This is a genomic window from Ancylobacter polymorphus, assembly GCF_022836935.1.
GTDB lineage: Bacteria > Pseudomonadota > Alphaproteobacteria > Rhizobiales > Xanthobacteraceae > Ancylobacter > Ancylobacter polymorphus_A.
This window is the reverse complement of sequence record NZ_CP083239.1, coordinates 3,529,508-3,547,308: the sequence shown is the minus strand read 5'-3', so window position 1 is coordinate 3,547,308 and position 17,801 is coordinate 3,529,508. Positions and strand designations below refer to the sequence as shown.

Annotated in this window: 18 protein-coding genes; 8 read left to right on the top strand and 10 right to left on the bottom strand. The window is 66.8% G+C overall.

The window, feature by feature from the left end:
- Nucleotides 1–73: 73 nt before the first annotated feature.
- On the bottom strand, nucleotides 74–817 hold the full coding sequence (locus K9D25_RS16900) for an alpha/beta fold hydrolase (RefSeq protein ID WP_244376791.1): 744 nt from the start codon (nucleotides 815–817) through the stop codon (nucleotides 74–76).
- Nucleotides 818–999: 182 nt separating this feature from the next.
- On the opposite strand from K9D25_RS16900, the gene K9D25_RS16895 reads away from it, so the two are divergent.
- A complete protein-coding gene (locus K9D25_RS16895; RefSeq protein WP_244376790.1) occupies nucleotides 1,000–2,388 on the top strand; it encodes an ethanolamine ammonia-lyase subunit EutB in 1,389 nt (462 codons plus the stop codon).
- Nucleotides 2,385–3,203, top strand: coding sequence for an ethanolamine ammonia-lyase subunit EutC (gene eutC, locus K9D25_RS16890; protein WP_244376789.1), 819 nt, complete (start codon nucleotides 2,385–2,387; stop codon nucleotides 3,201–3,203). The genes K9D25_RS16895 and eutC overlap by 4 nt, the downstream gene beginning before the upstream one ends.
- 8 nt (nucleotides 3,204–3,211) lie before the next feature.
- On the opposite strand, the gene K9D25_RS16885 is transcribed toward eutC, so the two are convergent.
- From K9D25_RS16885 to K9D25_RS16870, 4 genes are all read right to left on the bottom strand, one after another.
- A complete protein-coding gene (locus tag K9D25_RS16885) occupies nucleotides 3,212–3,595 on the bottom strand; it encodes a hypothetical protein (protein ID WP_244376788.1) in 384 nt (127 codons plus the stop codon).
- 72 nt (nucleotides 3,596–3,667) lie between these two features.
- On the bottom strand, nucleotides 3,668–4,696 hold the full coding sequence (locus K9D25_RS16880; protein ID WP_244376787.1) for a L,D-transpeptidase family protein: 1,029 nt from the start codon (nucleotides 4,694–4,696) through the stop codon (nucleotides 3,668–3,670).
- A 147-nt stretch (nucleotides 4,697–4,843) separates the two neighbouring features.
- Entirely contained in the window at nucleotides 4,844–5,803 is a 960-nt protein-coding gene (gene dmeF / locus K9D25_RS16875) for a CDF family Co(II)/Ni(II) efflux transporter DmeF (RefSeq protein ID WP_244376786.1), read from the bottom strand.
- A gap of 8 nt (nucleotides 5,804–5,811) precedes the next feature.
- Nucleotides 5,812–6,087 (bottom strand): metal/formaldehyde-sensitive transcriptional repressor, encoded by a 276-nt coding sequence (locus tag K9D25_RS16870; protein WP_244376785.1) that lies wholly within the window; start codon nucleotides 6,085–6,087, stop codon nucleotides 5,812–5,814.
- Between the two features lie 176 nt (nucleotides 6,088–6,263).
- On the opposite strand from K9D25_RS16870, the gene phnX reads away from it, so the two are divergent.
- Entirely contained in the window at nucleotides 6,264–7,082 is an 819-nt protein-coding gene (gene phnX, locus K9D25_RS16865) for a phosphonoacetaldehyde hydrolase (protein WP_244376784.1), read from the top strand.
- Nucleotides 7,083–7,103: 21 nt separating this feature from the next.
- Here phnX and K9D25_RS16860 read toward each other — a convergent pair whose 3' ends face one another.
- Together K9D25_RS16860 and K9D25_RS16855 are read right to left on the bottom strand one after the other, a co-directional pair.
- Nucleotides 7,104–8,015, bottom strand: a complete 912-nt coding sequence (locus K9D25_RS16860; RefSeq protein ID WP_244376783.1) for a proline iminopeptidase-family hydrolase — start codon at nucleotides 8,013–8,015, stop codon at nucleotides 7,104–7,106.
- A 102-nt stretch (nucleotides 8,016–8,117) separates the two neighbouring features.
- Entirely contained in the window at nucleotides 8,118–8,879 is a 762-nt protein-coding gene (locus K9D25_RS16855) for a helix-turn-helix transcriptional regulator (protein ID WP_244376782.1), read from the bottom strand.
- A 116-nt stretch (nucleotides 8,880–8,995) separates the two neighbouring features.
- Here K9D25_RS16855 and K9D25_RS16850 point away from each other — a divergent pair, with 116 nt between their 5' ends.
- The 5 genes from K9D25_RS16850 to K9D25_RS16830 are packed head-to-tail and all read left to right on the top strand — an operon-like array spanning nucleotide 8,996 to nucleotide 14,875.
- Nucleotides 8,996–9,883: a proline iminopeptidase-family hydrolase gene (locus tag K9D25_RS16850; RefSeq protein WP_244450901.1), complete on the top strand. Its 888-nt coding sequence runs from the start codon at nucleotides 8,996–8,998 to the stop codon at nucleotides 9,881–9,883.
- 2 nt (nucleotides 9,884–9,885) lie between these two features.
- Nucleotides 9,886–10,824 (top strand): ABC transporter permease, encoded by a 939-nt coding sequence (locus K9D25_RS16845; RefSeq protein ID WP_244376781.1) that lies wholly within the window; start codon nucleotides 9,886–9,888, stop codon nucleotides 10,822–10,824.
- Between the two features lie 23 nt (nucleotides 10,825–10,847).
- Nucleotides 10,848–11,645 (top strand): ABC transporter permease, encoded by a 798-nt coding sequence (locus K9D25_RS16840; protein ID WP_244450900.1) that lies wholly within the window; start codon nucleotides 10,848–10,850, stop codon nucleotides 11,643–11,645.
- Nucleotides 11,642–13,342 (top strand): dipeptide ABC transporter ATP-binding protein, encoded by a 1,701-nt coding sequence (locus K9D25_RS16835; RefSeq protein WP_244376780.1) that lies wholly within the window; start codon nucleotides 11,642–11,644, stop codon nucleotides 13,340–13,342. The genes K9D25_RS16840 and K9D25_RS16835 overlap by 4 nt, the downstream gene beginning before the upstream one ends.
- A gap of 36 nt (nucleotides 13,343–13,378) precedes the next feature.
- Nucleotides 13,379–14,875, top strand: coding sequence for an ABC transporter substrate-binding protein (locus K9D25_RS16830; protein WP_244450899.1), 1,497 nt, complete (start codon nucleotides 13,379–13,381; stop codon nucleotides 14,873–14,875).
- Between the two features lie 120 nt (nucleotides 14,876–14,995).
- On the opposite strand, the gene K9D25_RS16825 is transcribed toward K9D25_RS16830, so the two are convergent.
- The 3 genes from K9D25_RS16825 to K9D25_RS16815 are packed head-to-tail and all read right to left on the bottom strand — an operon-like array spanning nucleotide 14,996 to nucleotide 17,800.
- Nucleotides 14,996–16,027, bottom strand: coding sequence for an extracellular solute-binding protein (locus tag K9D25_RS16825; protein ID WP_244376779.1), 1,032 nt, complete (start codon nucleotides 16,025–16,027; stop codon nucleotides 14,996–14,998).
- Nucleotides 16,028–16,080: 53 nt separating this feature from the next.
- Nucleotides 16,081–16,884: an ABC transporter permease gene (locus K9D25_RS16820; protein ID WP_244376778.1), complete on the bottom strand. Its 804-nt coding sequence runs from the start codon at nucleotides 16,882–16,884 to the stop codon at nucleotides 16,081–16,083.
- Complete coding sequence (locus tag K9D25_RS16815; RefSeq protein WP_244376777.1) at nucleotides 16,877–17,800, bottom strand: ABC transporter permease; 924 nt, start codon at nucleotides 17,798–17,800, stop codon at nucleotides 16,877–16,879. Before K9D25_RS16815 ends, K9D25_RS16820 begins: the two co-directional genes overlap by 8 nt.
- Between the last annotated feature and the right edge of the window lies 1 nt (nucleotide 17,801).

Here is a 17,801-nt window from a genome sequence, read left to right as displayed (position 1 = left end):
GGTGCCGAGGCCGGCGGGGAAGGGGGCGTGGACCTTTCCCCGCCGGATGCGGGCCGGGTGTGGCCCGGCGGGCTCAGCGGATGTTCAATAACAGCTCCGCCACGGCCTCCGGCGCGCTGAAGAATGGCGAATGGCCGGTGTCGAGCGCGTGGACATGGGCGCCCGGCACCGCCGCCTGCATTTCCCGCTGCACGGCCAGCGGCAGGCCGCGGTCCTGCAAGCATTCGATGTAGTGCCGGCGCAGGCGGCCGAAGCGGTGCGGGGTGATGGCCGAGATGGCGGCGAAGGGCGCGTGCGGGGTGAGGCGCACGAGATTGGGCAGGGCGCGGTCGATGTCATGCGCGCTGCAGTCGGAATAGAGCGAACGGGCGATGAGGTCGCGGCGGGAGAGATCGAGGCCGAGCCCCTCCTTGCCGAGGCGGAGCATGCCCTGCGTCTCGACGATGGCCGGGTCCTTGAGATAGGCCGGCGTCATGACGAAGTCGCGCGCTGTCTTGCCGTTGGGCGCCATGAAGCCGGTGAGATAGACCAGCGCCTCGATACGCTCCGGCATTTCCTCACCCAGCCAGGTGCAGGTGGCCCCGCCGACGGAATGGCCGACGAGGATCGCCTTGCCCTCGATCTCCTCCAGCGCCGCGCGCACCGGGGCGGCGTAGATGGAAATGTCGGTGACGGCGGCGGTGGGCGTGGGGTCGAAACCGTGGCTGGCGAGGTCCGGCGCGATCACCGCATGGCCGGCGGCGCCGAGCAGGTTCGCCACTTTCTGGAAGCAGCCGCCCCAATGCCAGGAGCCGTGAATGAGAATGAAGGTGGCCATGGCGTTTCCTCCGAGGATTTCCGGCGCGTGGTAACGGCCGGCGCGGGCGACGTCCAGCGTGGTATGCCAGTCGTGCGGCGTCGAGAGGGGACGACCGAAGTTGCGCTTTGCCGGCAGGCGGCGGCAGGATACATTTTGCCCATGGCGCCATGTTGAGCACCGGGCGCCGAAGGGACCTGCCCATGGCCTACCGCACCGTCGCCGGATCGCATGTTTACGCCTTCGCCGATCTGAAGGACCTGATGGCGAAAGCGACGCCGCTACGCTCCGGCGACATGCTGGCCGGCATCGCCGCCGCGACGGCGGAAGAAAACGTCGCCGCCCGCATGTGCCTCGCCGACGTGCCGCTGACCACCTTCCTCAACGAGGCGCTGGTGCCTTATGAGGAAGACGAGGTTACACGCCTCATCATCGACACGCATGACGCTGCCGCCTTCCGCCCGATCTCGCACATGACGGTGGGCGATTTTCGCGACTTCCTGCTCTCAACCGGCGCCACCAGCGAGGCGCTCGCCGCCCTTGCCCCGGCGATTACGCCCGAAATGGCGGCGGCCGTCTCCAAGCTGATGCGCAACCAGGACCTGATCGCGGTCGCCAAGAAGTGCCGGGTGGTGACGCGCTTCCGCAACACGATCGGCCTGCCCGGCACCATGGCGGTGCGGCTCCAGCCCAACCATCCCACCGACGATCCCGCCGGCGTCACCGCCTCCATCCTCGACGGGCTGCTCTATGGCTGCGGCGATGCGGTGATCGGCATCAACCCGGCTTCCGACAGCGTGCCGGTGCTGAGCGAACTGCTGAAGCTGATCGACGGCATCATCCAGCGCTTCGACATCCCGACGCAGGCCTGCGTGCTGACCCATGTCACGACCTCCACCGAGGTGATCAATCGCGGCGTGCCGGTCGATCTCGTCTTCCAGTCAGTGGCGGGCACGCAGAAGGCGAATGCCTCCTTCGGCATCGACCTCGCCACGCTGAAGGAGGGCCGCGAGGCGGCGCTCTCGCTCAAGCGCGGCGCGCTCGGCGACAATGTGATGTATTTCGAGACCGGCCAGGGGTCGGCGCTGTCGGCCAACGCCCATTACGGTGTCGACCAGCAGACGCTGGAAGCGCGCGCTTATGCGGTGTGCCGGCCGTTCAAGCCGCTGCTGGTGAACACGGTGGTCGGCTTCATCGGGCCGGAATATCTCTATGACGGCAAGCAGATCATCCGCGCCGGGCTGGAGGACCATTTCTGCGGCAAGCTGATGGGCGTGCCGCTCGGCTGCGACGTCTGCTACACCAACCATGCCGAGGCCGACCAGGACGACATGGACACGCTGATGACGCTGCTCGGCGCGGCGGGCGTGACCTATATCATGGGCATTCCCGGCTCGGACGACGTGATGCTGAACTACCAGTCCACCTCGTTCCACGATCAGCTTTATCTTCGCGAGGTGCTCGGGCTGAAGCGGGCGCCGGAATTCGAGGCGTGGCTGCAGCGCATGGGGATCACCGACCCCGGCGGGCGGCTGAAGACGCAGCGCGGCAGCCATCCGCTGCTCGCGGCCGCGCCGGAGCTGGCGGCATGAGCGAGGTGCGGGAAGACACAGCCGCCGAGCCGATCGACGCGGCGGTGATCGAGGACAGCTGGCGCCGGCTCGCCGGAATCACGCCGGCCCGAATTGCGCTGGGGCGCGCCGGCACCGGCTTGCCGACGCGTGAGGTGCTGCGCTTCGCCCTCGCTCATGCGCAGGCGCGCGATGCGGTGCATCTGCCCTTCGATTCCGCCCGCATGGCGGCAGAAGTCGCGGCACTGGGTTTCGAGACTCTGGAAGTGACCTCCGCCGCCCCGGCGCGCGACGCCTATCTGTGCCGCCCCGATCTCGGGCGCCGGCTCTCCGACGAAAGCCGGGCGCTGCTGGAGGCGCGGGCGGGGGCGTCGGTCGATCTGGCGCTCGTGGTGGCGGACGGGCTCTCATCCACCGCGATCCACGCGCAGGCGGTGCCGTTCCTCTCGGCTTTCAAGGCGCGGATCGCCGAGGCCGGCTGGAGCGTCGGGCCGGTCTCTATCGCGTCGCAGGCGCGTGTGGCTCTGGGGGACGAGGTGGGGGAACGGCTGAAGGCGAGTGCCTGCGTGGTGCTGATCGGCGAGCGGCCGGGCCTGTCCTCGCCGGACAGTCTCGGGCTCTACCTCACCTTCGCCCCGCGCGCCGGCCGCTCCGATGCCGAGCGCAACTGCATTTCCAATGTACGCGGCGAAGGGCTGTCGCACGAGCACGCCGCCTTCAAGCTCGCCTGGCTGCTGAAGGAGGCGCTGGCGCGCCGCGTCACCGGGGTGACGCTCAAGGACGAGAGCGACCTGCTGCTGATCGGCGGCCGCCCGCCGCCGGTGCGGATCGGCTGAAACGGCCGCTACTTCTTGCGGCCATATTCGCTGTCGAGCCAGCTATCGGTCGCCGCCATGCGCTGGAAGATGTAAGGCACGGCACGCAGGCGCTTTACCGTCGGCCCGATTTCCCAGACCTCGCCATGCTCGAACCCCATGAGGATCACGTAGCGCGGCAGGGTGAGGAAGGGCAGGCGCAGCCGCACCTCCTTGACCACGACAAACTCCATATGGAGCGAGGGCGCGGCAAGGTAGTAGAATCCCTCGGAGGGCTCGTACTTCGCCGACAGCTTCGGCGCCACCGCCGGCGTGCCGGAGCGGATCATGGCGAGATCGGCTTCCGTGAAGGGCAGGCGCTTGAGATGGCGGGCCGTGGCCAGCATCTCGCTCGGGGTCATTCGGGTGGCCATCTCGCCTCTTGCCTCAGCGTGAGGGGCCTATCTGCCGCAAAGCGCCGGCCGTGGGAAGATGGCAAGGCGCAGCTAATTGGCGCTGTCGCCTTCCTCATAGCCCTGCTCGGCGCCCTTATAGGGATCGGCGAGGGCGGCGGTCGGCTCGCTCACCGGGATCTTGCCGCCCGAGGTCATCGCCGCCAGCTTCTGCGGGCCGGAGCGGCGCAGAATGTCACGGAAGCTCGGGTGCATGCCGCCATCGACATAGGAGGCATTAGCCGGTGGGCGGCTTGCGGCGAGGGCGGCGATGGCCTGCTCATCCTGCGCCTGCTTACTCGCCGCCGCGACCAGGGCGGCGTCAGGCGCTATGGCCGGGCAGGGCGCGAGCGGGTCGGTCGGTGCCGGCGCCGGCTCAGTGCCCGGCGTGAAGCGGTAGCGTCCGCCGCAGGCCGAGACATTGGGCGGCACACGGGTGACGGCGAACAGGTCGGTGCCTTCCTTCAGATTGCGCCAATAGGCCATGTTCGGGTTGGCGCGGTGCTCGGCCAGATTGGCGGGCGTCATGCGGAAGGGCAGGGACTGCACCTGGAACCCGGGCTGGCCGGCGGCGAGCGCGTCGCGCGCCAGCGCATAGACCTCGCCGACGCCGTCATTGGTCATGGCGTAGCAGCCGGCGGAGGTGCAGGCGCCATGCACCATCAGCGCGCTGCCGCTGTAGCCGAGCGCCTGTTCGAGGGCGTTGGGATAGCCGAGATTGAAGGAGAGGTAATATTGCGAGCGCGGATTCAGCTGGCCGCGCGTGACGGTGTAGAAGCCCTCCGGCGCCTGCCGGTCGCCCTCGCGGGTCTTCGGCCCGAGCTTGCCCGACCAGCGGCAAAGCGGATAGGTCTTGAGCAGGGCATAGCGGCCGGAACGGGTGCGCTTCCACACCTCCAGCTCGCTCTCCTGCTTGTAGATGCGCACCATGATCGGGTCGTCGGGCGTCATGCCCTTGGCGGCCATCTCCTGCATCAGCTTCTGCGGAATGGGGATCGAGCCGCGATCATCGCCGTCCATGCTCGCGCAGCCGGCGAGGAGCAGGGCGAAGCCGAGCAGGAAAAAGGTGCGCAACAGGTTCATGGCAGCTCGGCTAGCGTCGCATCAAGGCAGATCGACGGCAGGAGGGCGAAGAGAATGCTCCAGCGCGCCGATCGTTGCCGATTAACGCCCGTATGGTTTCCAGAAGGTTAGCCCGGCCACCCTTCGCGAAGCTGTGACCGCGCCTTTTCAGGCGGCGTGCCGGCACTCGACGGTCACGTGCTTGAGCTCATGCACCGGCGCCAGTCGGGCGCGGATGGCCTCGCAGGTGACGCCCAACGGCGCGACGACGCTGATGATGGCGGCATGCGCCTCCGGGCCGATGCGCCAGACATGCAGATCGGCGATGCGGACATCGCCGGGACCCTCGACGGCCTGTGTCACCTCGCCCGCCACCTCCGCATCGGTGGTGTCGAGCAGCACGGCGGCGGTGTCGCGCATCAGGCTCCACGCCCAACGGGCAATGACGAGGCCGCCGAACACGCCCATGGCCGGGTCGAGCCACACCCAGCCCAGGCTGCCGCCGGCGATGAGCGCGAAAATGGCGAGCACCGAGGTCAGCGCGTCGGCCAGCACATGCAGATAGGCACCGCGCAGATTATTGTCGCCACCGCCGACGGCGTGGTGATGCGGGTGTCCATGATCATGATCATGCGTATGGCCATGCGAATGTTCGTGCGCGTGCGCGTGGCCGCCGCCGAGCAGGAAAGCGCTGACCAGATTGACGATCAGCCCCAGCACCGCCACCAGCGCAGCCTCGCCGAATGCCACCTCCACCGGCTGGTACAGCCGCAGCAGCGATTCAACAGCCATAGCGGCGGCGACGATGGCGAGGATCGCCGCCGAAGCGAAGCCGGCGAGATCGCCGACCTTGCCGGTGCCGAAACTGTAACGGGCATCCGCCGCATGCCGTCGGGCATAACCATAGGCGAGGGCGGCGATGCCGAGCGCACCGGCATGGGTCGCCATGTGAAACCCGTCGGCCAGCAGGGCCATGGAGCCGGTATAAAACCCGGCGGCGATCTCTCCGACCATCATCACCGCCGTCAGCAGCACGACGAGCCGCGTGCGCCGCGAGCTCTCGTCATGGCGGGCGCTGAGAAATTCGTGCGGGTGGGCGAAGGCCTGCGGATCCGGCAGCGGGGCCATGGCGGAACCTATTTGCTGTAGCGGCGGATGGCGTCCATCAGCTCGCGCGCGCCCTCGGCCCGGGCGGCGGGGGTGAGGTCGGGGTCGGCGACATGGGCGTGGAGATGCTCTTCGACGATCTTCTCCATCAGGCCGCCGATGGCGCCACGCGTGGCGGCGACGAGGTGCAGGAGATCGGCGCAATCGGCGCCCCCGGCCAGGCTGCGCTCGATCGCCGCCACCTGCCCGGCAATGCGCTGGACACGGGCGAGAAGAGCCGGATTGGGCGTCATGAGATGCGACATAGGTTAGGGGGGTACCCTATATATGCCGGGCGGGCAACTACGCGCTTGCGCCTCAAACCCACCACGCCGCCCGTCTCGGTTTGACGGCGGCGTGGTCTTGCGCGTGACACGAAAGGGCGGGATAGCGTAGCCGCGCACCTAGGGTCCGGGCCGTCGGCATCGGAGCCTTCAACCGGATGAACGCCATGTCACTGTCTCACCTGAAGGCCGTCGTTTTTGACTGGGCCGGCACCGTCGTCGATTTCGGCTCGCTGGCCCCGATGGGCGCGTTCGTCGACGCCTTCGCCGCCTTCAATGTCGCGATCAGCATCGACGAGGCGCGGGTGCCGATGGGCATGGCCAAGCGACCGCATGTGGCGGCGCTGCTCGCCATGCCGCGCATCGCCGCCGAATGGCAGCGCGTGCATGGCCACGCGCCGGGCGAAGCGGATATCGACGCGGTCTATGAGGTGTTCGTGCCGAAGAACATCGCCGTGGCGGCCGATTACGCCGACCTGATCCCCGGCGCGGCGGACATGGCGGCGTTTGTGCGGGCGCAGGGGCTGAAGATCGGCAGCACCACCGGCTACACGCGCGAGATCATGGCGAAGATCACGCCCATCGCGGCCGCGCAGGGCTTCGTCGCCGACGCCATGGCCTGCACCGGCGACGTGCCCGATGGCCGCCCGACGCCCTTCCTGATGTGGAAGGTGCTGACCGACCTTCAGGTCTACCCGCCTTTCACCGTGGTCAAGATCGACGACACCGAGGTCGGCATCGCCGAAGGGCTGAACGCGGGCGCCTGGACGGTGGGCGTCGCGGTCTCCGGCAATGTGTTCGGTCTCTCGCGCGCCGACACCGAGGCGCTGCCGCCCGCCGAGTTCGCCGCCCGCCGGGCGCTTGCCGTATCCAAGCTGGCCGCGGCGGGGGCGCATTACGTCATCGACAGCGTCGCCGACCTGCCGGCGGTGCTGGCCGTCATCAATGGCCGTCTGGCGCGGGGCGAGCGGCCCTAAGGTCCGCGTGGCGGCGGGGCCTCAGCCCCGCTCGTCGTGCTCCCTGAGGAAGTCGGAGACGGTGGCGAGGCACGCTTCCGTCTCTTCCACATGCGGCATGTGGCTGGAATCGGCGAACAGCACCCAGCGAATGTCCGGCACCTTCTCGCGATAGGGCCGCACCACCTCCGGCGTCGCCTCGTCATGCGCGCCCGAGATCAGCAGTGTCGGCGCGGCGATCTGCGGCAGCCGGTCCTCGATCGTCCAGTCCTTCATCGTGCCGATGACGTGGAACTCGGTCGGCCCGTTCATGTGGCGATAGACCGTGTTGTCCGCGTCCATCGCCGCAAAGGTGCGCGCGACCTCCGCCGGCCAGGGCGTAACCCGGCAGACATGGCGGTCATAGAACGCCATCGAGGCCTTGATGTAATCGGGATGGGTTAGGGTGCCGGCGGCCTCGTGGGCCAGCAGCGTCGCCTGCACCTCGGCGGGAAGGTCGCGGCGCAGCCGGTTTGCCTCGGCGACCCAGGTGTGCATGTTGGCGGGTGAATTGGCGATGATGAGCGCCTTCAGCCCTTCCGGCCGCCGCACCGCGTGCTCGGCGCCGAGCATGCCGCCCCAGGACTGGCCGAGAAAGGCATAGCGCCCGGCAATGCCGAGATGGGCAAGCAGGGCGTCGAGTTCCGCCAGGAACAGGTCGACGGTCCAGAACTCCGGCCCCTTCTCCGTCAGATGGGTCGATTTGCCATTGCCGAGCTGGTCGTAGTGAATGACGGCCCGGCCATCGAGCGCGGTGATGCCCTTGAAGGCGTCGACATAATCATGGGTGCAGCCCGGCCCGCCATGCGCCACCACGAGCGGCAGGCGCGGCCCGGCGAGATCGCCCGTCACGCGGTACCAGGTCTCATAGCCCCGAAAGGGCATGAACCCTTCCACACTGGCGGCTGCGCTCATGCCGATTCTCCTGCGGCTGTCCTTCGATGGCCGAGGAAAATAGAAAGCCCTGTTCCGGGGCGGCAGCTATCAGAAGTGATAGGCGGGGTGTCGCCCTGGCCTTCAGTCGAGCAGCCGCAGCCGCGCCGCACGCACCGCCGCCTGGGTGCGGTTCTTCGCCTCCAGCTTTCGCATGGCGGCGTTGAGATGCATCACCACGGTGGGCACGGAACGGCCGAGCGCGCGTGAGATCTCCTTGGCCGAAAGCCCGTCGGCGGCATGGCGCAGGCATTCGCGTTCGCGGGCGGTGAGGCGGGGAAGCCCGTCGAGCCGGCGGTCGCCGCGCAACCCGCCTGCCGCCGCGTGCTGGAACATATGTGCGAGCAGGCCGAAATCGCCGAGGCAGCCGGGCGCCTCGTGCTCGGCGAAACGGTGGTCGCCGCAGCGTATGCCGGTAACGGTCGCGTAGTCGCCGCCCGGCAGATGCACCGGCACGGTGACGCCGGCACTCATGCCGCGCTCCGCGAGGAAGGCGGCGACGGGCGCGCTGTCTTCGTTCATGAAGGTGCGGATCACCGTCTGCGCTTGGGGCTCATAGTTCCAGATGAATGGCCGGGTTGTGCCGAGCGCCACCTTTTGCACCGGATCGAGCCGGAAATAGCCGTGGCCGAACCAGTAGTCGCGCATGGTCTCGTCGACATTGCGCAGTTCCAGCACCGATGGCAGCATCTGCTCGCCGCGCAGATCGTAGCGCGCGGGCGTGTAGTCGTAGATCAGCGCGTCGAAGCCGAACCCGGCCATCGCCTCGAACAGCAGGTCGACCTGCGCGCTGAGCGTCGCCGCTGCGCCGAAACGTTCCTCCATCGCCGCAATCTCGGCGCCCATGGCTGCGTCCTCTCCGCTCCGCACCACCAACCCTATCACTTCTGATAGCTGGATTGGACTCCCGATTTCTCTAGGAAATGAGCATGCCTTAATGTTGAGCAGGGATGGCCGGGTCGATGTGGCGGGAAATCGAGCCGCAGGAGCGGCGGGAAGTGAGCATCGGCGAGCACCGCGTGGTCGCCTACAGCTTCGGCGCCGGTGAGGAAACGGTTCTGCTGCTGAATGGCGGACCGGGCCTGCCTTGCGACTATCTGCGCGAGGCGCATTCCTGCCTGATCGACCAGGGCTACCGCGTCGTCGCCTTCGACCAGCTCGGCACCGGCGCGGCCGACCGTCCGACCGATCCGTCACTCTGGACGATCGAGCGCTATGTCGAGGAGACGGAGACGGTGCGCACCGCGCTGGGTCTCGGCAAGGTGCATCTGCTCGGCCATAGCTGGGGCGGCTGGCTCGCCATCGACTATGCGCTCACCTACCCGGACGCGCTCAAGAGCCTTATCCTTGCCGACACGGTGGCGGACATGCCGCATCTCGTCAGCGAACTGGAAAAGCTGCGCGCCGCGCTCGGTCCCGAGACGGTGGCGATGATGCAGAAGCACGAGGCCGCCGGCACGTTCGATCACCCGGAATATCAGGCGGCGATCACTATCCTGAACTATCGCCATGTCTGCCGCCTGCCGGAATGGCCGGCGCCGGTGCTGCGCTCGCTGTCCGATTGGAACATGGGTCCCTACATGACCATGCAGGGGCCGAACGAATTTCTCTATATCGGCAATCTCAAGGACTGGAACCGCATCCCGGACCTGCCGCGCATCACCGTGCCGACCTTCATCGTGGTGGGCGAGCGCGATGAACTCACGCCGGCCTGCGCGATGAAGATGAAGCATGCCCTGCCGGATGTGCGCCTCAACGTCGTCGCCAATGCCAGCCACATGCCGTTCTACGAGAACCCAGCCGGCTACTACCCGCCGCTGCTCGATTTCCTCGCCAACGTGTCGCGCTAGAGATGCGCCGCTACGCCTTCATCCTGACGCGCCCGCTGCAATTCGTGCCGGTGGTGTTCGGCGTCAGCCTCGTCACCTTCGTGCTGGTGCGGATGATCCCGGGCGATCCCGCCCGCGTGCTGCTGGGCGCGCGCGCCACGCCCACGGCCATCGCCAATATCCGCGCGCAGTACGGGCTCGATGAGCCGATCTGGCTGCAATATCTCTATTTCCTGCGCAATCTCGCCCATGGCGAGATGGGCATGTCGATCGTCTACAAGATCGACGTGCTGCGCCTCATCGGCACGCGCATCGAGCCGACCTTCGCGCTGGTGCTGTGCAGCGTGCTGCTCTCCATCCTCATCGCCGTGCCGCTCGCCGCGCTGGCCGCGCGCAACCAGGGCCGGCCGATCGACCACGCGATCCGCTTCGTCTCCACCTTTGGCATCGGCTTTCCCCCGTTCTGGCTGGGGCTGATGCTGATGATGCTGCTGGCGGTCAAATTCCCGCTGCTGCCGGTTTCCGGCTATGGCGACACGCTGGGCGAGAAGCTGGCCCATCTCGCGCTGCCCTCGCTCACCATCGCGCTGTCGCTGTCCACCGTGCTGCTGCGCTCGCTGCGGGCGGCGATGGTGGACTGGCTGAAATCCGATGTCGCCACCGCCGCCCGTGCGCGCGGCATGCCCGAATCCATCGTGTTCTGGCGCCATGTGCTGCCAAATTCCATCGTGCCGACCATCAATCTGCTGGCGGTCAACATCGGCTGGCTGATCGGCGGCACGGTGGTGATCGAGAGCATTTTCGCGCTGCCCGGCATGGGGCAATTGCTGGTGCGCGCCATTTTCTCGCGCGATTACATGGTGGTGCAGGGCGTCGCCATGGTGTTCGCCTGCGCCACGGTGCTGGTGAACTTCCTCGCCGACATCGCCACGGTGGCCGCCGATCCGAGGGTGAAGCTGTGAGCGCCGCCGTTTCCCCCAAGCGGATGAACCGCACGCTCGTCGCCGGCCTCGTGCTGCTCGGTGGCTTCGTGCTCGCCGCGCTCGCCGCGCCGATGATTGCGCCCTATGACCCGATCTTCCAGGATGCGGCCGCGCGGCTGCAGCCGCCCTCATGGGCGCACCCGTTCGGCACCGATAATTTCGGCCGCGACATCCTCTCGCGGCTCATTTTCGGCGCGCGCGTCGACCTGCAGATGGCGCTGATCGGCGTGTTCTTCCCGCTCGTCATCGGCACGGTGGTCGGCGCGATCGCCGGCTATCTCGGCGGGTTCGTCGACGCCGTTCTGATGCGCCTGATCGACATCATCCTCGCCTTTCCCTTCCTCGTCCTGATGCTCTCCATCATCGCCATTCTCGGGCCGGGGCTTTCCAGCTTCTACATCGCCATGGCGCTGGTCGGCTGGGTGTCCTATGCGCGCCTCATCCGGGCGCAGATTCTGGTGCTGAAGAACGCCGATTACGCCGTGGCGGCGGTGAGCCTCGGCTTTTCGCGAACGCGGGTGCTGTTCCGCCACCTTCTGCCGAACTCGGTGGCGGGGTCGCTGGTGTTCTGCATGTCGGACGCGGTGCTGGTGCTGCTCTCCGGCGCGGCCATCTCCTATCTCGGGCTCGGCGTGCAGCCGCCGACCGCGGAGTGGGGCATCATGGTCGCGGAGGGGCAGGCGTTCCTGTCGCAGGCGTGGTGGATCACGCTGTTTCCCGGCCTCGCCATCGTCTTGCTGGCGTTCGGCTTTTCCATGATCGGCGACGCGCTCGGCGAAGCGATGGGAGTTCACGAATGAGCGCCCCGCTGCTGTCCGTCCGCGATCTCTCCGTCGCCGTGAACGGCGCGGAGGGCCCGCGTACCCTGCTCGACCATGTCTCGCTCGACTTGTCGCCCGGCGAGATTCTCGGGCTCGTCGGCGAAAGCGGCTCGGGCAAGAGCCTGCTCTGCCGCACGCTGCTGCAACTTCTGCCCTCACGCGCGCTCTCCGTCACCGGCGGGGCGGCGATGATGGGCGGGCGCGACCTGCTGGCGCTGAGCGAGCCGCAGATGCAGCAGGTGCGCGGTGCCGAAATAGGCATGATTTTTCAGAACCCTAGCAGCCATCTCGACCCTGTCATGCGGGTCGGCGAGCAGATCATGGAGGGGCTGCGTTTTCACCGGCGGCTCGACCGGGCGGCAGCGAAGGCGGAGGCGATTGCGCTGATGGGGCAGGTCGGCTTCACCGATCCGCCACGCCAGTTCGGCGCCTATCCGCACGAGTTTTCCGGCGGCATGCGCCAGCGCGCCATGATCGCCGTGGCGCTCGCCTGTGACCCGAAAATCCTCATCGCCGACGAGCCGACAACCGCGCTCGACGTGACCATCCAGGCGCAAATCCTGCGTCTTCTCATGGAGTTGCGCCAGAGCCGGGGCCTTTCGATCATCCTCATTACCCATGATCTCGGCGTGGTCGCCCAGACCTGCGACCGGGTGGCGGTCATGCGGCAGGGGCAGGTGGTGGAGGTCGGCGAGAAGCGCGCTTTGCTGGCCCATCCCCAGCATCCCTATACGCGCGCGCTGATCGCCAGCCACCCCTCACTGCCGGTGGACGATGAGGCCGATGAGGTGGACGATGTGACCGATCCGGCCGCTTCGGCCGAGCCGGTGCGTGCGCCCGCCCCGCCGCCGCGCCCACTGGTCGAGATCGACGATCTGGAGGTGCGCTTTCCCGTCGCCGGCGGGCTGTTCGGCCGGCGGCGCAGCTTCAGCGCGGTGGCTGGCGTGTCGCTGCAGATCCGGCCCGGCGAGACGGTGGGCATCGTCGGGGAGAGCGGCTCGGGCAAGTCGACGCTGGCGCGCGCCATGCTCGGGCTGACCCCGATTTCCGACGGCCATGTCTCCTTTGACGGCTTGAGCCTGCGCGGGCAGCCGGGCGCGGCGCTGGCGCGCATCCGCCAGCAGACGGCGATGGTGTTTCAGGACCCGTTCAACTCGCTGAACCCGCGCCTCACCATCGGGCAGACGCTGTCCGAGGTGCTGCGCGTGCAGGGCAAGGTGGCGCCCGCCGCCATTCCCGCCCGTGTCGAGGAACTCCTGCGGCTGGTCGAACTCGATCCCGCGCTGGCCGGGCGTCGTCCGCGCCAGCTTTCCGGCGGCCAGTGCCAGCGCGCCGGCATCGCCCGGGCGCTCGCGGTCGATCCCCGGCTGATCGTCGCCGATGAATGCGTCGCCGCGCTCGATGTCACCATCCAGGCGCAGATCGTGGCGCTGTTCCAGCGGCTGGTGGCGACCATGGAGCTGACGCTGGTGTTCATCGCCCATGATCTCGCCATCGTGCGCCATCTCTGCACGCGGGTGGTGGTGATGCATCACGGGCGCATCGTGGAGGAGGGGCCCTGCGCCGAGGTCTTCGAGCGCCCGCGCGAGGCCTACACCGCCGCCCTGATCGCCGCCATTCCCGACATCGACCCGGACCGGCGCCTTATCGCGCCGCCGCCCGCCCTTGCCGTCTAACCACCAGAGGAAAAAACCGTGAAGACCGCACTCCGGATGTCCCGCCTCGCGGCTTTGGCCGCACTCCTCTCGCTTTCCACCAGCCTGGCCCACGCCGGCGGCGTGCTGAGCATCGCCCGCAACGAGGATTCCACCACCTTCGACCCCATCAAGTCGGCGCAGAATGTCGATAACTGGGTGTTCTCCAACGTGTTCGACGTGCTGGTGCGCGTCGATGCCAGCGGCACCCAGCTGGTGCCCGGCCTTGCCGAGAGCTGGACCGTCTCCGAGGACGGGCTCACCTACACCTTCAAGCTGCGCGACGCCAAATTCTCCGACGGCGCGCCCGTCACCGCAGAGGACGCCGCCTACTCGCTGATCCGCATCCGCGACGACAAGGGCTCGCTCTGGTCCGACAGCTTCAAGATCATCGACACCGCGACCGCCACCGACCCCAAGACGCTGGTGGTGAAGCTGAAGGGCAAGTCGGTGCCGTTCCTCTCCATGATGGCGCTGCCCAATGCCTCGGTGCTGCCGAAGAAGCTGGTGGAAGGCGCCGCCGCCGACACTTTCGCCGAAAAGCCGGTGGGCTCGGGCGCCTTCAGCGTCGTGGAGTGGCGCCGAGGCGACCGCATCATCCTGAAGAAGAACCCCAATTACTGGGACGCCGGCAAGGTGAGCCTCGACGGCGTGGAATGGCTGGTCATTCCCGACGACAACACCCGCATGCTGAAGATCCAGGCCGGCGAGGTGGATGCCGCCATCACCGTGCCATTCTCGCGCGTCGCCGAACTGAAGACCAATCCCGCGCTCAAGGTCATCAGCGATCCCTCCACCCGCGAGGACCACATGCTCATCAACCACGAGCATGGCGCGCTGGCGAAGAAGGAGGTGCGCGAAGCGCTGGACCTCGCCATCGACAAGAAGGCCATCGTCGAGGCGGCGACCTTCAATCTCGGCGAGGTCGCCTATTCCTATGTGCCCAAGGGCTCGCTCTACCACTATGCCGACAATCTCAAGCGGCCCTATGACCCGGAAAAGGCCAAGAAGCTGCTGGCGGACGCCGGCGCCTCGGGCCTGACGCTGAACTACGTCGTCAATGCCGGCAAGGAGACGGACGAGCAGATCGCCGTTCTGGTGCAGCAGCAGCTGGCCAAGGCGGGCGTGAACGTGAACCTGCAGAAGGTGGACCCCAGCCAGAGCTGGGACATGCTGGTGAACGGGGATTACGACATCTCGGTCATGTACTGGACCAACGACATTCTGGACCCGGACCAGAAGACCACCTTCGTGCTCGGGCACGACACCAACATGAACTACATGACCCGCTACAAGAACGACGAGGTGAAGGCGCTGGTTGAGGCCGCCCGGCTGGAGACCGACCCGGTCAAGCGCGAGGCGATGTATGTCACGCTGCAGAAGACCGCCAAGGGCGATGTCAACTGGATCGATCTCTATTACAGCCCCTATATCAACGTCACCCGCAGCAATATCGAGAACTTCCACCAGAACCCGCTGGGCCGCTTCTTCCTGGAAGAGACGGTGAAGAACTGAGTCCTGCGACAGAGGCGGCGGTGTTCTCCGCACCGCCGCTGAGCACATCGGCCCCGGTGCGGCGGGCACAAAAAAGGGAGAGCCCTGCGGCCCTCCCTTCGTCTTTCCAGACGGCACCGATCACTTGTTGATGTCGGTCCAGATGCGGGCATAGAGCTGGGAGACTTCCGGCGCGCAGGTCTCAAGGAACTCGCCGGCCTTCTCGAACTGCGGCGGCACGTTCAGCTCCGGCGCGCCCTTCATGTTCTCGGGGAAGAAGGCTTCCGAACCCTTGATGCCGTTGGAGTACTTGGCGAAGGTCGAGATCATCGCCGCGTTTTCCGGCTCCATGATGAAGTTCATGAACGCCTTGGCGTTTTCCGGGTTCTTGGCGTCCTTCAGAACGGCGACGCTGTCCATGAAGATCGGATAGCCTTCCTTCGGGTAGCCGAAGGCGATGTCCGGGTTCTTCAGGCGCGAGCGCAGGATGGCGCCGTTCCAGTAATACACGCCGGCATAGTCGCCGGACGGCAGCTTCTCGGTGACGGAATAGTCCATGGCCAGCCATTTCGGCTTGGCTTCCAGCAGCTTGTCACGCACCTGCTTCAGCAGCGCCTTGTCGGTGGTGCACCAGTTGCCGCCGAGATATTTGATCGTGGCGTAGAGCACGTCGTTCATTTCCGGCTCGACATTGATCTTGCCGATCAGCTCCTTCGGCGGATCGAGGAAGATCGCCGAGGTGTTGATGTCGCCGCCATAGACCTTCTTGTTCACGCCGATGCCGCTGACGCCCCACTGCCACGGCACGGAATAGTGCCGGCCGGGATCCCACGGCACGTTCACCCAGCGCGCGTCGACATTTTTGAAGTTCGGCATCTGGTCCGGGCGGGCCTCCAGCAGCAGGCCTTCCTTGATCCAGATCGGCATGTAGTTGGCCGAGGGAACAACGATGTCGAAGCCATGGCCGCCGGCGCGGATCTTGGCCAGCGCGGTGTCGTTGGAATCGTAGTCGGTGACGGTCACCTTGACCTTGTGGGTCTCCTCGAACTTTTTGATCAGTTCGGGGCTGGTGTAGTCACCCCAGTTGTAGATGTTCAGCTGCCCCTCGGCGCAGGCCGCGCCCGCGCTGACGAGAAGGGCGAGCGCCGCCACCATCGTCGATTTCAGTGTCATCGTTCCACTCCGTCCGGTCCGTTGTTTCTGGCGTGTCGGATTAGGTTTGTCGGTCAGGCTTTCTTGCGGTTGATGAAGAAGAACACCGTCACCAGCGCCACCGACAGCACCAGGAAGGCCGCCGCGATGGCGTTGATCTCCGGCGTCACCGCCCGGCGCAGCTGACCCAGCATGTAGGTCGGCAGCGTGTCCTGCCCGCCCGATTTGACGAATTCGGAAATCACCACGTCGTCCAGCGAGATGACGAAGGCCAGCATGAAGCCGGCGATGATGCCCGGCCGCAGCAGCGGCAGCGTCACCCGCCGGAACACCTGCCACGGCGGGGCGTAAAGATCCGCCGCCGCGCGCTCCAGCGACTGGTCCATGCCTTCCAGCCGCGCCCGGATGGGCAGATAGGCGAAGGGGATGCAGAAAGCGGTGTGCGCCAGGATGAGATAGCCGAGGCCGGAATAGCCGGTCCACACCTTCACCTTGGCGAAGACGATCAGCAGCGCCACGGCGGTGACGATCTCCGGCACCATCAGCGGCAGGTTGATGAAGGCGTATTTGAACGACAGGCCGCGATAGGGCCCGGTGCGGGTGGTGGCGAGCGCCGCCATGGTGGCGGCGATGGTCGCCATCGTCGCCGCACTGACCGCGATGATGAGCGAGCGCCACGCCGCATCCTGCACCGACTGGTTTTCCGCCGCCTCATAGAACCAGTGCAGCGAGAACCCGCCCCAGCTGGACAGCGAGTCGCTGGCGTTGAAGGCGTAGACCACCAGCGTCGCGATCGGCAGATAGAGCATCGCGAAGGTGAACAGCGCGACCGTGCCGAACCCGGGCTGCGCGCGTATGTCGAAGCGCGGCTTAGCCATGCCCGCCTCCCGAGCGCGTGGCGTTGCGCACATAAACCAGCATGGCGACCATGACGAGGAGCATCAGCGAGATCGACAGCGCCGCGCCGAGCGGCCAGTTGCGGCCGGCGCCGAACTGCAGCTCGATGAGATTGGCGAGCATCAAATTCTTGCCGCCGCCGAGCACGCGCGGAATGACATAGGCGCCGAGCGAGGGGACGAAGACCAGGATGGAACCGGCGACGATGCCGGGCTTCACCAGCGGCAGGATGATGCGCCGCAGCACGGCGAGCCGGCCGGCATAGAGATCGTAACCCGCCTCGACGAGACGGAAATCCAGCTTCTCCATGCTGGCATAGAGCGGCAGCACCATAAGCGGCAGGTAGACATAGACCATGCCGAACAGGATCGCCCAGTCCGTGTACATGATCGGGATCGGCTCGTTGATGACGCCGAGCCACATCAGCAGCGTGTTCAGCACGCCTTCATTGCGGATCACCTGCTGCATCGCGAAGGTGCGAATGAGCAGATTGGTCCAGAACGGGATGGTGATGAGGAACACCCACACTTCGCGCGTGCTGCGCGGCCGGGTGGCGATGAAATAGGCCGTGGGGAAGCCCAGTGCCAGCGTCGCCAGCGTGGTGATGACCGACAGCCGCACCGAGCGCCAGAGGATCGACAGATGCGCGTCGGCGAGTGTCACCGTGTCGTCGAAGATGTCGCGCTGGAAGAGGACGGAGAACCAGCCGTCGAGCGAGAACTCGCCGGGCTTCACATCGCCATAATCGCCCTTCGCCATGAAGGAATAGGCCAGCATGACGAAGAGCGGGCCGATGGCGGCGATGAAGACGATGAACAGCGCCGGCAGCGACAGCAGCCAGCGCGTGCGGGTTTTCGACTGTTCGTCGCGTCGGGCGATCTCGGCCGCGCTCGCCATC